Source organism: Paenibacillus sp. MER TA 81-3 (assembly GCF_023713585.1).
In the GTDB taxonomy this organism is placed as follows: Bacteria; Bacillota; Bacilli; order Paenibacillales; family Paenibacillaceae; genus Paenibacillus_B; species Paenibacillus_B profundus.
The window spans coordinates 43,516-57,178 of record NZ_JAMAWB010000013.1 but is presented as its reverse complement, the minus strand read 5'-3'; the positions used below and the strand labels follow the sequence as shown (position 1 = coordinate 57,178).

Sequence of the window (13,663 nt, the reverse complement as noted above, 5' to 3'; positions counted from 1 at the left end):
CTACAAGTCATTTCGGTATTTTGTGATGTATTATATCAAATCCCAAGATTGCTTGATATGCGTAGAGTTCATGGACATGGACACTACATGGAAAGGGGGCTAAAGAAAATAGAAATAGACTGATTCGTCGGAACTTCAAGCAATATCATTTTCATTTCTAATACAACAAGAATCACATTGCTCAAATTACAAAAACCTGTACTTTTTTATCCATGTAGATAAGAAAGTACAGGTTTTTGTATATTATCTAACCGGTCAATCGTTTTTAAAGGAACTGGATAAACCTCCGAAAGTTTCTCATTCCAGCGCAAACGACGGCTAGTGCTAGCGCATCACCATGTCGGCAATAGGATAATCCGGCTGCGTGCTTAATACTTGAATATTTCGACGCAGGCGGTTATAGCGCAGCGAGAAGTAATCCAGGTAATCATCTCCCGTATAATGGCGCGGCAGAGCCCATACCGTCCATAACAAATCCTGGGCCATCATATAACATTTGACCTTCATCAGATCATCCTGCGTAAACGTATTGCCGTAATAGGCTTCAAACAGTTGGTCAATCGCCTCTGCTGTCAAATGCGATTCGATGATATACGCGGCAATATCAAAGGCCGGATCGTTCATTCCGGAATATTCCCAATCTATCAAATAGACGCTGCCATTCCCATCTACGAGGAAATTCTCCGGAACCGTATCATTATGGCAAGGTACGGAAATGACATGTTTGACATGGTCTTGCATGAAACGAAGCAATTGTTCTTTCAAGGAGGCGTAGTCAAAAAACAATTCTCCGTTGAGCTGCGTGACAATCGTTTCATATTTGGCAAGCTCACTGAGCCAATCAAACATGTTAGGGAAGTGCTTGGGACTACCGTGAATCTTCTTCAGTAAAGAAGAAACAGACTGCAAGCTTTGCAAAGCCAAGGGGCCTGCAGCGGCTAGCGTTTTGCTATCGGGTATATACTTGCTGATCTTAATGCCGCTTTCCTCATCGAAATATATACATTCCGAATTCACGCCAAACTCCGAGGCGATGCCGTTGTTCACACGCTCTATCCTGCGGTCGATCATTTGATCCGTCAGGTTACCGGGCTTGCGAATCACATACTCCGTTCCGTGGATATTCATAATGTAGTTATAATTGGTCAACCCGCCCGCAAAACGAGATTTGTCAAAAACAATACGATCATCTTCAAAAAAAAGACGTAGTTTTTGCTGCACCAGGTCTTCCATATTCATTTGTTTGGATAAAAAGTCGGTTAGAGGTTTCATGATGGCCTTTTCTCGGCATTCCATATGCATGCGTTAACATGGCACACATTTGCCGCACAGATTTTGCCACAATTATAACAAGATAGGAGGAAAAATTCAATGAAATGAACGAGCTTGAGGACGTTCTGGTACTTGTGGTGCAAGAAAGACGTTTTTGTACCAGATTGTTGGTGAAGGGGGCATTAGAATCCTAAAATCAGCTACCGAATCCTCCATAATAACGGGGCGAACCTATGTTAACCTGCTAGTAAGAGTTAAATATCTAATATTACAGCGGATTCACAAATAAAAATTACCCAGGTGAGGTGAGGTTCGAATGGAATACCGGGGAGAAGAAGCTCTCGGGCTTGTGGAAACATTGGGCATGGTTCCTGCCATCCAAGCGGCGGACGCTATGCTAAAAGCAGCAGATGTTGTTCTGGTATCCTACGAGAATGTTGGTTCCACGCTCGTAACAATCATGGTAAAAGGTGATGTCGCGGCGGTTCGTTCGGCAGTAGAGGCTGGCGCTGAAGCGGCAGCGAAGATTGGCAAAGTCACTGCCTATAATGTGATGCCGCGTCCACTCCGTTCTATTGCAGGAATCGTGAAAGCGCATGCAATTCACGCATAATTGCCGGGGAGGGAGAGAGGTTCATGAGCAAGCATGATGCACTGGGTTTCATTGAAACCTTTGGGATTGTATTCATCATGGAAGCGGCGGATGCCATGTGCAAAGCGGCCGATGTAGATTTGATCGGTTACGAAAACGTGGCATCCGGTTATATATCTGTCCTTGTTCGCGGAGATGTAGGGGCTGTAAGGGCTGCAGTAGATGCTGGCGTCGCCGCTGTACAGGCGATGGGGACTGAGGTGTACAGTTCAAACGTTATTCCTAACCCACACCCAGACATTGAAAAGATCATTGCCCGCTATGCCCTTCCTTCTTAGGGGCAGGTTATCGACAGAAATTCAAGGGAGGTGCCCGTGATAAACGACATCTTTGTTATGAAATCGAAGGTATATTCAGGCGAACAGTCACTGAAGAAACTGGCGAAAATTCAAGGCACGAAAGCCTGCATCGTATCCGATCAGATGATGGAGAAGCTGGGATATCTCGGCCAGGTGGTTGATCTGCTACAAAGCGGTGGAATCTCCACTGCAGTGTATACCGGTGTGAAGCCCGATCCGAGTGTGAGTATTGTGGCAGAAGCGCTTCAAGTGTATTGGGAGAGCGGCGCTGATGTGTTACTGGCGCTGGGCGGCGGCTCCGTCATTGATACAGCGAAGGGCGTTCTGTACTTCGCCCGGCAATATGCTCAGGAGAAAGACGAGCCTTTTATCAAACCATCGTTTGTCGCCATTCCATCCACTAGCGGCACCGGATCGGAAGTGACCGACTTTTCGGTGATTACGGTGGACGGAGACAAAATGGTTATCGTGGACGATTTTATCGCACCAGACATAGCGATTCTCGACTCCACCCTTACCAAGCAATTGCCAAACAAAATAGTGGTGGACACCGGAATGGACGTTCTTACCCATGCGCTGGAGGCTTATGTCTCTACCAAAGCGACCGACTTTACCGATGCGTTAGCCGAAAAAGCCGTCCAATTGGTATTTGCTCATCTGGAAACGCTTTACCATGATCCGGCAGATGAAGAGGCGCGGGATCGGGTGCAGAATGCGTCCTGTATGGCGGGAATGGCATTTACTAACGCTGGTCTTGGTATCATTCACAGTATGTCCCACGCCTTTGGCGGAACGTTTCACATTGCTCACGGACGTGTAAATTCAGTGCTTCTAGAAGCGGCAATGGAGTATAACGCCAACTTGGGCGGAAAAGCCATAGACAGGGTTTGTGAACGCTATGCTAGGCTTGCTTCACTGCTGCACTTGCCGGCCCGAACCGCCCGTGAAGGAACCGCAAGTTTGATCCAGGCAATTGGAAAGTTGAAACGATCCATCGGTATCGAAAACGGAATCCGTGAGCTTGGCGTTGACCAGGACGTTTTTGATGAGGCGTTGTCACGCATGGCGCGGACCGCGATGGCTGACCGCTGTACGCCAACCAATCCTCGTCAGCCAACGGAAGAAGAGTTGGAGCGCATTTACCGTAAAAGCTTTTAAATATATTAATCCTACAAGATTGCGAGGGAAAAATGTTGGATATTCATGAGTTTTCAAGCAAATTTGCCAAAGCAACGAAGGCCATGGCTCCCCAAGAACGAGAAGCCATCATGAAGCTGTTCCAGGGAATTTCAAAAGAGCTTTCGGATAAGGGAGCTCAGCCGCAGGTCGAACAAAGCCTCGGCCAGCTTCGTAAGGAAGAATGCGCATACCCGGAAGGAATGACTGAGCGTTTGCGCGCTTTGAAAGAACATTATTTAACTGCTACGCCTAGCATTACGACTTATCGTGCCAGAGCCTTTACCCAGGTGTACAAGGAAAATCCAGGTCTGCCAGCGATTATGCTGCGTGCCAAGGCTTTCCGTAGAGCGTGTGAAGAGGCTCCGCTGCTCATCCAGGACAACGAGTTGATCGTTGGTCATCCTTGCGGTGCTCCGCGCGCAGGCGCTTTCTCGCCTGACATTGCTTGGCGCTGGACCCGGGATGAGCTCGACACCATTCACAACCGTCCTCAGGATCCGTTCTACATCTCCGAGGAAGACAAACGGATCATGCAAGAGGAACTGTTCCCGTTCTGGGAAGGCAAATCGGTGGATGAAATATGTGAACAGCAATACCGGGATGCTGGTCTTTGGGAGTTTTCCGGCGAAGCATTCGTCAGCGATCTTTCCTATCATCAGATCAACGGCGGTGGAGACTCCAACCCAGGCTACGATGTCATTCTAATGAAGAAAGGGATGCTGGATATCCAGCGGGAAGCCAAGGAGCATCTTGCGAAGCTGTCCATGCAAAACCCGGAAGACATCGACAAAATTTATTACTATAAATCCGTGCTGGACACGACCGAAGGCGTAATGGCGTATGCCAAACGGATGTCTGAATACGCATACCAGCTGGCTGCTAAAGAAACAAATCCGAAGCGCAAGGCGGAGTTGCAAAAAATCGGCGAGGTCAACGCTCGCGTACCGGCTCATGCGCCGACTACATTCCATGAGGCAATGCAATCGGTCTGGACCGTAGAATCTCTGCTCGTGGTGGAAGAAAATCAGACAGGCATGTCTGTCGGCCGTGTGGATCAATATATGTATCCTTTCTATGAGGCGGACAGAAAAGCCGGCCGTCTGACAGAGTTTGAAGCATTCGAGATTGCAGGCTGTTTCCTAATCAAATGCTCGGAAATGATGTGGGTTTCCAGCGCGGGCGGCTCCAAGTTCTTTGCCGGCTACCAGCCGTTCGTCAATATGTGTGTCGGCGGGCAAAAACGAGAGGGCGGCGACGCCACCAACGACTTGACTTATCTGCTCATGGATGCAGTACGTCATGTCGGCGTTTATCAGCCTTCGCTCGCTTGCCGTATCCACAATAGTTCTCCTCAGAAATACTTGAAGAAGATTGTGGATGTCGTCCGTGCGGGATTGGGCTTCCCGGCCTGCCATTTCGACGATTCCCACATCAAGATGATGCTGATGAAGGGCTGCAGTATCGAAGATGCCCGCGATTACTGTCTGATGGGCTGTGTAGAGCCGCAAAAATCCGGACGCTTGTATCAGTGGACCTCCACCGGATACACCCAGTGGCCGATTGCCATTGAGTTCGTCCTTAACCGTGGCAAAATGCTCTGGCACGGAAGCAATCCAGGATTGGACATGGGCGATTTGAGCAACTTCAAGACCTATGAGGAATTTGAAGCGGCGGTTAAGAAGCAGGTAAAATACATCACCGAGCTTTCCGCAGTGGGTACGGTAATCAGCCAGCGTGTTCACCGCGATTATGCACCGAAGCCGCTTATGTCCATCATGTATGAAGGCACGATGGAGAGTGGTCGCGACGTTGCTGCCGGTGGCGCCATGTATAACTGGGGACCTGGCTTGATCTGGTCCGGTCTGGCAACTTACGCCGATTCGATGGCTGCTATCAAGAAGCTGGTTTACGATGACAAAAAATATTCGCTCGAGCAAATCCGTGACGCGTTGCTCGCCGATTTCGATGGTTATGAGCAGATTCACAGGGATTGTCTGGACGCGCCAAAATTCGGAAACGACGACGATTATGCCGATCGCATCGCGTCCGATATCACGGGATGGACTGAGAACTATCACCGCAAATTTAAAACGCTGTACTCTACCTTCAGCCATGGCACGCTTTCGATTTCGAACAATACGCCTTTCGGCGAGATGACCGGTGCTACCGCCAATGGGCGCAAAGCTTGGCTGCCGCTGTCCGACGGTATCAGCCCTACCCAGGGCCATGACAAGAAGGGGCCGACGGCTATCATCAAATCGGTGAGCAAGATAGATGTCGAGGCCATGAATATTGGTATGGTGCATAACTTCAAGCTTTTGCGCGGTTTGCTGGAAACACCTGAAGGAGAGAACGGACTGATTAACCTGTTGCGGACGGCCTCCATTCTCGGAAACGGCCAAATGCAGTTCAGTTATGTGGATAATGAAACGCTGATTAAAGCGCAGCAAAATCCTGATCAATACCGTGATTTGATCATTAGGGTCGCTGGCTATAGCGCATACTTTGTGGAATTGTGTAAAGAAGTGCAGGATGAGATCATCAGCAGAACGATGATTGAGCATTTCTAAAATAGCCCCGTGCCTCTTCTCCGGCGCTGTACGTCGGGGAAGAGACATTCTGGCATTTAGATATGCGGAAAGGGAGGAGCCACAGCTATGGATTCAGGTATGCCGGAAAGGCAGGCACGTATTTTCAACATTCAAAAATATTCCATATACGACGGCCCCGGTATCCGGACGCTTGTTTTCTTCAAGGGATGTCCCCTGCGCTGTCAGTGGTGTGCGAACCCGGAGGGTCTGGAAAAGAAATATCAGGTGATGTACCAACGGGATTTGTGCAACGATTGCGGCGCATGTGTTGCGGCGTGTCCCCGGGGAATCCACCGTGTGGACACTTCCGGCTCGCAGGAGCCGTCCAAGCCGCAGCATGTGGTTGATCGGAAGATTGATTGCATGGGCTGCCGGGAATGTGAGAAGGTTTGTCCCGCGCGGGCGCTCTCAATCGGCGGGATGAATATGACAGTATCGGAAATTGTGGAAATTGTAGAGCAGGATATGCTGTTCTACACGACGTCCGGCGGCGGCGTCACGTTGGGCGGCGGCGAAGTATGTGCGCAGTCTGAATTTGCGGTCAATTTGCTCAAGGAATGCAAGCGCGCCGGAATCCATACGGCCATTGAAACCTCTGGGCATACCAAACCGGAAGCGATTTTGGCCATGGCCGAATATACCGATCTGATATTGTACGATCTGAAACATATGGATTCGGATCGCCATTATCAACTGACGGGTGTACGCAACGAGCGCATTCTCGAAAATTTGCGGGAACTGATTACCCGCAAACATAACGTAGAGGTGCGGATGCCGCTAATGAATGGACTCAATGATGATGCGGACACCATCCGAAAAACGGTGGAGTTTCTGCTTCCCTATAAGGATTACCGGAATTTTCAAGGCATCGATTTGCTCCCTTATCACAAGCTGGGGATTAACAAATACAGGCAATTGGATATGGTTTACACCGTTGAACGTGATTTAAGCCTTAATGAAGCGGATTTGGAGCGTATTGAGCGTCAGATCAGCCAATACGATTTCCCGGTACGGGTTATCAAACATTAAGAGCATGCTTTCGAAGCCAGTTTTGTTCGGTAAAGCCAGCGCTTTACAAACTCGCAAACTTTTAGGAGGAGGACGTTTATGCAGCAGCCTGCTGGGCCGGATCTCGGGCGGATTATTCAGGAGTCGGTGCCGGGCAAACAAGTGACGCTGGCCCATATCATTGCTTCACCCATGCCTGACATGTATGAAAGACTGGGCATCGATGAAGCGGGGGCTATTGGCATATTAACACTGTCGCCCAGCGAAACTTCCATTATTGCCGCCGATATCGCGACCAAGGTGGCAGATGTGGAAATCGGCTTTCTGGATCGCTTTGCTGGTTCGGTGCTTCTCACCGGAGATATAGCCAGTGTGGAAACGGCGCTGCGGGCCATCATTGAGACGTTGGGCGATAGTCTGGGTTTTGCGACGGCGGAAATAACACGGACATGAAAAAACGTATATTGCTGATCGGCCCTACAGGCTGCGGAAAAACGACGCTGGCCCATGCGCTTGACGGTACGGATCGCCCGTTGCGGCGGACGCAGGATGTTATCTACGGGCCGCAGACGATCGATACACCGGGCGCGTATGTCGAGAATACCTGGATGTACAGCCATTTGATTGCAACGGCGCAGAACGCAAGCCATATTTTGATATTGGTGGATCAGTCCCGGCATCTGGAAATCTACTCGCCAGGCTTTGCGTCTTCTTTCACAAAACCGGTTATCGGGGTAATAACGAAAACCGATCCTGCGCTGGAAAATGAGAATTACTGTGTACAAGTTTTAAAACGTACCGGAATAACCGAACCCTTTTTCCGCATTAGTCTTCCCGTGGGAAGGGGAATCGGGGAATTGAAACGTTATTTGTTCGGGTAATAAGAGTGGAGTTGATACCATGAAATTTATTACCGAAATGGAATTGCGCAATGTGTACAGGATAGAGCCTTTTACATCATACATGGTGGAGCATGGAAGCCGATTGACGCCGGAGGCGCGCCAGTTTTTGACGGATCGCCAGATCACCGTGTCCTATGGTACGCAAGAGCAAAATCAAGAACAAAAGCAAGCGCCACTCCCGAATCCGGAGCAACAGGCGAAAAAGCAGGATTGGCAGCGTGGGAAGCTGCGCTGTCAGATGCAATCCGTCTCAGCCCTGTTCTTGTTAACCGGGCAGGAGCTGCTGGAGTGGGATGTGCTGCTGGCCCAGAAGGTGCTAGAGCTGTCAAGGCTGTTTTCGGCCCTCCAGAAAGGGGAAAGAGGCGGCACATCCACTGCCGACTTATCTTTTCAGGGTTGCACCGGCATAACTGCCGATGTTCTTTTTGAGGATGCGGGAGATTGCTTTGAGGTAACCGAGTTTCACATTCAATTGGAAAAAGGCAGAGAAATTGCGTTGCTCCACCGTCTGCGCAGCGCTTTGCGGGAGCTTGGGTTTGCGGTGTTGGAAGCCGCAGAAGGTAGTCCCCAAGAAAGGTCGGAGGAATCTGTTATTCCTGGAATCAACTATATGATTAACGCATTGAGCTCGTTTATTTGCAGAACTACAGGAGGTGGAACATGCCAGAGACAAAACCCTTTGCATACTGCGATCAACTCGTAAAGCAATTTGAAGCGGTCATCCAGAAACCGATTCCAGGACGGTCTTCGTTCTACTATACCGGTGTGGATCTGGGAACGGCCTGTGTGGTGCTTACCGTGTTGGATGATTCTCGGAAGCCGGTGGCGGGAGCTTACCGCTACGCCGATGTGGTCCGTGACGGAATGGTGGTGGACTACCTAGGAGCGATTCAGATCGTGAGGGAGCTTAAAGCACAGTTGGAGCAGCAATTGGGTGCAGAACTTGAATATGCGGCTTCGGCGATTCCTCCGGGAACCGATTTACTGGATGCTGGCGCCATCAAGCATGTAATCCAGGGTGCGGGTTTTGAAGTTACGGCTTTACTGGATGAACCTACGGCGGCTAATGCCGTGCTGCAAATATCCGACGGAGCCATTGTAGACATTGGCGGCGGAACGACAGGCATTTCGATTCTGAAGGATGGCAAGGTTGTCTATGTCGCCGATGAAGCAACGGGAGGCACCCACTTTTCTTTGGTGATTGCCGGTGCTTACCAGATGAGCTTTTCCGAAGCAGACTGCTTCAAGCGCGACCCTGCCCATCACCAAGTATTGCTGCCGCTGCTCCGGCCGGTTATTGATAAGGTTTCCTCTATCATCAACCGCCATGTGGTGGGCCATGAGGTCAATGAATTGTACTTGGTAGGCGGAACCTGCTGCTTATCCGGTATGGAGACGATTATTGAGCAGAAGACCGGCATTGCTACCTATAAGCCTAGCAACCCTCTGTTTGTCACGCCGCTGGGCATTGCTCTGAATTGTACGCGGGAGGCGATGTGAGTGGAATTTCGGATTATCAAATCTCCTTCCAAAGGGACGCTGGACATTTTGCTTCGTCGCAGAGGAGCGCCCAGTAGTCGGGAAGTTCCCCCATGCGACGCGGTCGGTCTGGTGCAGGGAAGGCTGATTGACATGGTATGGGCCGCTGATGTAGCTGAAAAAGTGGTGGGCGTGACAGTGGAGGATATTCGCGGCAGCTGCCCGCAGAACATGATTCTTCTCGCTATTTTTGGTGACACGGCTTCCGTAGAGGACGCCATCGCCGAGATTAAGCAGAGGAGCGGAAAAGCGGGGAGGAAGGAATGCAATGATTGCGGCTGAATTGATTCACAATATCTGGTCTACCCGTAAAGCCGATTCCCTTGTGGGAATGAAACTGATGCTGGCCGAGGTGATTGGTGGAAGCGACGACGGGCGCCGCTTGATTGTAGTCGATACAATCGGCGCTGGCATAGGCGATCGAGTGATTGTCTGCACCGGCTCTTCGGCTCGTAAAATGCTGCATACAGACAATGTTCCTGTGGATGCCGTCGTCGTCGGCATCATCGACGCGGACTGCATGTTCGAATAAATATTCGCACAGAAATCGAATGCAGCGAGAAGGGGCGAGAACTGTGAAAAAACTGATATGCGCTGCGGATGTGGAAGAATGGGTGGCTTCCGGACAGAAGCGGTGCTGCATTGACCGAAACACGATTGTGACACCAGCAGCCCATGATAAGGCAAGGGAGCTGGGGCTGGAGTTTACCGATAAGCCATGTGGGACTTTGAATTCCGAGGCCGCAGGCTGCGAAACTCAGGATGATCTCGACATGAATGCCATTTTCAAATTTTTCAAGATTCTATCGGAAAAAGGAATGGTTGAAAAGCTGTTGGGGACGACTCTTGAGCCACCTTATCAGGCGGAGACGGATCCGACTGGCTTGAAACTTGTGCGGGGCCGGACGGTAAAAATGGAAGCTTACGAAACGGGAACATCTGGTGCCAAGGTATATCGTCATGAGGTAATCGGGAAGCCGGATTGTTCCATGAGCGCAGGGTTTCTGACTGTCGATCACGATAGCTTCGCGCAAGAGACGGCCCACGAAGAAACTTACATCGTATTGGAAGGCAAGCTCGATGTCACTTTGAACGAGAGAACCTTCACCGCCCATGAGGGAGATGTACTCTTCATCCCCAAAGGGGTGAAAGCGACCAAGGGATCGTCGGACTGCGCGAGGATGTTTTATATGACTTATCCGGCGGGCGAGCCTGATCGGAAGCTGCAGTAACAGGAGGTGATAGCATGCAGGCGCTTGGATTAATTGAAACGCGGGGACTTCTTCCAGCGATTGAATGTCTGGACATCATGCTCAAATCAGCTCAGGTAGAACTGATAGAAAAGTGCAATGTGGGCGGGGGGCTAGTGACGATCGCAATAACCGGCGATGTCGGCGCTGTTCAAGCATCCGTGGAAGCAGGTGCCTCCGCCGCGCAACAATTGGGCAGTGATGTGCTGGTCAGCCGACATGTCATTCCAAGACCTCACAACGACATTGCGAGCATCATCGGCCGGCGTAACGTTTCGAACATTGCCAAGGAGAAGGACGAGCAGGCGCTGCCGGTGCAGCATACTCAGGCAGCGGAACAGTGTCCAGAGCAGCAGCCCGAGCAAACGCCGGAGCAGACTCCGGAACCGGATGCAGTGTCTGATGCTCTACTGGACGCGGCACCCGATGTTCCACTGGACGAAACTCCTAAAGTTTCACTGGAAGCGACGCCCGATGTCTCAATCAATAGCGGTGATGAAGAAGACTTCCCTGTATTGGCGGCCGATCCCGCTCAGGATCTTGCGTCTAAAGACGCCAGTCCGGAAACGGACAAGGAAGATCCGGCTGATGGAGAGCAGGCCGTGCTGGACAGTCCATTCAAATACCAGATTGACGTGCTGGTAAAGGAAGCAGGGCTTGACAAAGCAATGGAGCAACTGGAAACGATGACAGCTGTGAAGCTGCGCCGACTGGCCAAAGAGTGCGGTCCTGCGTATGGGATGAGCATGACGACCATTTCCAGGGCAAACAAGGTGAAACTGCTCAAGCGGTTCCGCCATTATTATCAACAGTAAGCAGTATTCGAGAGGAGGATATTTCACTTGGAAAACTATGATTATGACTTGCAATCGATTCAGGAAACCCGGGACTTGGCCCGTGCAGGCAAAGCGGCCACTGATATCCTTGCCGGGTACGATGCTGAACAGATTGACAGAATTGTACAAAACATGGTGCGAACAGCGGAAGTCAACGCCGCCGAACTGGCTGCGCTGGCAGTGGAAGAAACCGGATTTGGCAAGATTGAGGATAAAATCTTCAAAAACCGTCTGGCTTCCACGGAGCTGTATGAATCCATTCGGGATACGAAAACGATTGGGGTGATCCGCGAGGACAAGGCGAATCAATTAATAGAGATTGCCGAGCCTGTCGGACTGCTCATGGGTATTATTCCATCAACCAATCCGACATCCACAACGATTTTCAAATCTATCATTGCGATAAAGGCTCGTAATGGAATCATCTTTTCGCCACATCCTTCGGCAAAGAAATCTATCATGCGGGCCGCGGAATTGATGCACGCCGCCGCTGTCGAGGCAGGGGCTCCCGAAGGAATCATTGGCTGCGTTACCAAGCCTTCTATGCCGGCGACGCAGGAACTGATGAAGTGCGATGAAATCGCCATGATTATCGCCACAGGCGGCTCGGCGATGGTGAAATCCGCCTATAGCGCGGGTAAGCCGGCGCTGGGGGTGGGACCGGGTAATGTACCGGCCTATATTGAGCGCACCGCTGATATTTCAAAGGCGGTAGCTAATATCATTGCCAGCAAAACCTTCGATTACGGTACAATCTGCGCATCCGAACAGGCTATTATCGTGGAGGAGTGCATCCGTCCTCAGGTGATCGCAGAGTTTGAGCGTCAGGGCGGTTACTTTATGAATCAGGAGGAGACTGCCAAAGTCGCGTCCAAGCTGTTTGTAAAAGGCCATGCCATGAATTCAAGACTGGTGGGACGTTCACCTCAGATTATCGCAGAAGCGGCCGGTATTCAAATTCCAGCAGGGGTCAAGGTGCTGTTAGGCGAACAGCAGAGCGTGGGAGAGAAATTCCCGCTGTCCTATGAAAAGCTTACTACCGTATTGGCGTTTTACACCGTACAGGACTGGCGTGAGGCTTGTGATCTAAGTGTCCAGCTGCTGCGTAATGGAGGAATAGGCCATAGCTTCTCCATCCATACACAGAATCACGATATGGTCATGGAATTTGCGCAAAAACCTGTATTCCGCATTTTGGTAAATACAGGATCCACTCAGGGCGGCGTAGGTGCAAGCACCGGGCTTGCTCCAGCCTTCACTTTGGGATGTGGAACCTGGGGCGGCAGCGCCACTTCAGATAATGTGGGACCACAGCACTTGATTAATATCAAGCGCGTGGCTTATGGCATTAAGGACTGTACAGCACAAAGCCCTTATTCTGCTCCCTCTCCGCAACAGCCGAAGCAACAGGAGGATGCAATGCTGTTGAATCTGGTCGATGAGCTGATGTCTATTTTGCAGAAAAGCGGTGACAGCTAATGGGGAACTATGACCAAGTACTTTCCTTGTTAATGGAGGTTGTATCCAGTGCTGGCAAGGCGGAAAAGGAGCCGCGCTCCATCCCTTTAGGGATTTCAAACCGCCATGTGCATCTTTCCCAGACTGATGTGGAGACGCTCTTCGGAGCCGGATATACGCTATCCAAAATGCGTGATTTGTCTCAACCCGGACAGTATGCATGTAATGAGACCGTTACGGTCTGCGGTCCCAAAGGGGCCATCGAAAAAGTGCGAGTTCTCGGCCCAGTGCGGAAACAGACCCAGGTAGAAATTATGCGTGGAGACTGTTTTAAGTTGGGTGCGAAAGCTCCAGTGCGCTTGTCCGGGGAGCTTGAAGGCACACCGGGCGTTACCTTGGTCGGGCCCAAGGGAAGCGTATATATTACTTGCGGCTTGATGGTTGCTCAGCGCCACATTCATATGACGCCTGATGATGCCCTTTTCTTTGGCGTAACCGACGGAGAAATGGTCAGCCTTCAATTTGATGGTCTCCGGGGTGGAGGGTACAATCAGGTCGCAATCAGAGTTAGCAGTGACGCCGCTCTCGACTGTCATATCGACGTCGAAGAAGCCAACGCGATGGATCTGACATCGTCGTCTGTTGTCAAAATCATAAAAAATCGCTAGGAGGAAATG

Annotated in this window: 16 protein-coding genes; 15 read left to right on the top strand and 1 reads right to left on the bottom strand. The window is 50.7% G+C overall.

All coding sequences use genetic code 11. The features are described from left to right. Positions 1-324 precede the first annotated feature (324 nt). A complete protein-coding gene (locus M3650_RS19125) occupies positions 325-1,272 on the bottom strand; it encodes a choline kinase family protein (protein WP_251576966.1) in 948 nt (315 codons plus the stop codon). 316 nt (positions 1,273-1,588) lie between these two features. Here M3650_RS19125 and M3650_RS19120 point away from each other — a divergent pair, with 316 nt between their 5' ends. The 15 genes from M3650_RS19120 to M3650_RS19050 all read left to right on the top strand — a co-directional run bounded on the left by M3650_RS19120 (position 1,589) and on the right by M3650_RS19050 (position 13,654). Beyond that, a complete protein-coding gene (locus M3650_RS19120; protein ID WP_251576965.1) occupies positions 1,589-1,885 on the top strand; it encodes a BMC domain-containing protein in 297 nt (98 codons plus the stop codon). Positions 1,886-1,908: 23 nt separating this feature from the next. Further along, positions 1,909-2,202 (top strand): BMC domain-containing protein, encoded by a 294-nt coding sequence (locus tag M3650_RS19115; protein WP_251576964.1) that lies wholly within the window; start codon positions 1,909-1,911, stop codon positions 2,200-2,202. Between the two features lie 57 nt (positions 2,203-2,259). Beyond that, positions 2,260-3,381 carry a 1-propanol dehydrogenase PduQ gene (locus M3650_RS19110; RefSeq protein ID WP_251576963.1) on the top strand — a complete coding sequence of 374 codons (1,122 nt, stop codon included), beginning with the start codon at positions 2,260-2,262 and terminating at the stop codon, positions 3,379-3,381. A 35-nt stretch (positions 3,382-3,416) separates the two neighbouring features. Next, the gene (gene cutC / locus M3650_RS19105; RefSeq protein ID WP_251576962.1) at positions 3,417-5,972 is read left to right on the top strand and encodes a choline trimethylamine-lyase; all 2,556 of its coding nucleotides are present in this window, start codon (positions 3,417-3,419) and stop codon (positions 5,970-5,972) included. Between the two features lie 87 nt (positions 5,973-6,059). Next, a complete protein-coding gene (gene cutD, locus M3650_RS19100; protein ID WP_251576961.1) occupies positions 6,060-7,022 on the top strand; it encodes a choline TMA-lyase-activating enzyme in 963 nt (320 codons plus the stop codon). A gap of 78 nt (positions 7,023-7,100) precedes the next feature. Continuing rightward, positions 7,101-7,454: a BMC domain-containing protein gene (locus M3650_RS19095; protein ID WP_251576960.1), complete on the top strand. Its 354-nt coding sequence runs from the start codon at positions 7,101-7,103 to the stop codon at positions 7,452-7,454. After that, entirely contained in the window at positions 7,451-7,882 is a 432-nt protein-coding gene (locus M3650_RS19090) for a EutP/PduV family microcompartment system protein (protein ID WP_251576959.1), read from the top strand. Before M3650_RS19095 ends, M3650_RS19090 begins: the two co-directional genes overlap by 4 nt. A gap of 19 nt (positions 7,883-7,901) precedes the next feature. Further along, positions 7,902-8,606: a cobalamin adenosyltransferase gene (locus M3650_RS19085; protein ID WP_251576958.1), complete on the top strand. Its 705-nt coding sequence runs from the start codon at positions 7,902-7,904 to the stop codon at positions 8,604-8,606. Further along, the gene (eutJ, locus tag M3650_RS19080; protein ID WP_251576957.1) at positions 8,564-9,403 is read left to right on the top strand and encodes an ethanolamine utilization protein EutJ; all 840 of its coding nucleotides are present in this window, start codon (positions 8,564-8,566) and stop codon (positions 9,401-9,403) included. Before M3650_RS19085 ends, eutJ begins: the two co-directional genes overlap by 43 nt. Continuing rightward, positions 9,404-9,724 (top strand): BMC domain protein, encoded by a 321-nt coding sequence (locus M3650_RS19075; protein ID WP_251576956.1) that lies wholly within the window; start codon positions 9,404-9,406, stop codon positions 9,722-9,724. A 1-nt stretch (position 9,725) separates the two neighbouring features. Beyond that, positions 9,726-9,974 carry a EutN/CcmL family microcompartment protein gene (locus M3650_RS19070; RefSeq protein ID WP_251576955.1) on the top strand — a complete coding sequence of 83 codons (249 nt, stop codon included), beginning with the start codon at positions 9,726-9,728 and terminating at the stop codon, positions 9,972-9,974. A 43-nt stretch (positions 9,975-10,017) separates the two neighbouring features. After that, positions 10,018-10,674: a cupin domain-containing protein gene (locus tag M3650_RS19065; protein WP_251576954.1), complete on the top strand. Its 657-nt coding sequence runs from the start codon at positions 10,018-10,020 to the stop codon at positions 10,672-10,674. A 14-nt stretch (positions 10,675-10,688) separates the two neighbouring features. Further along, complete coding sequence (locus M3650_RS32015; RefSeq protein WP_285848547.1) at positions 10,689-11,507, top strand: BMC domain-containing protein; 819 nt, start codon at positions 10,689-10,691, stop codon at positions 11,505-11,507. Positions 11,508-11,534: 27 nt separating this feature from the next. Continuing rightward, positions 11,535-13,007 (top strand): acetaldehyde dehydrogenase (acetylating), encoded by a 1,473-nt coding sequence (locus M3650_RS19055; protein WP_251576953.1) that lies wholly within the window; start codon positions 11,535-11,537, stop codon positions 13,005-13,007. Beyond that, the gene (locus M3650_RS19050; RefSeq protein WP_251576952.1) at positions 13,007-13,654 is read left to right on the top strand and encodes a phosphate propanoyltransferase; all 648 of its coding nucleotides are present in this window, start codon (positions 13,007-13,009) and stop codon (positions 13,652-13,654) included. Before M3650_RS19055 ends, M3650_RS19050 begins: the two co-directional genes overlap by 1 nt. Positions 13,655-13,663 lie beyond the last annotated feature (9 nt).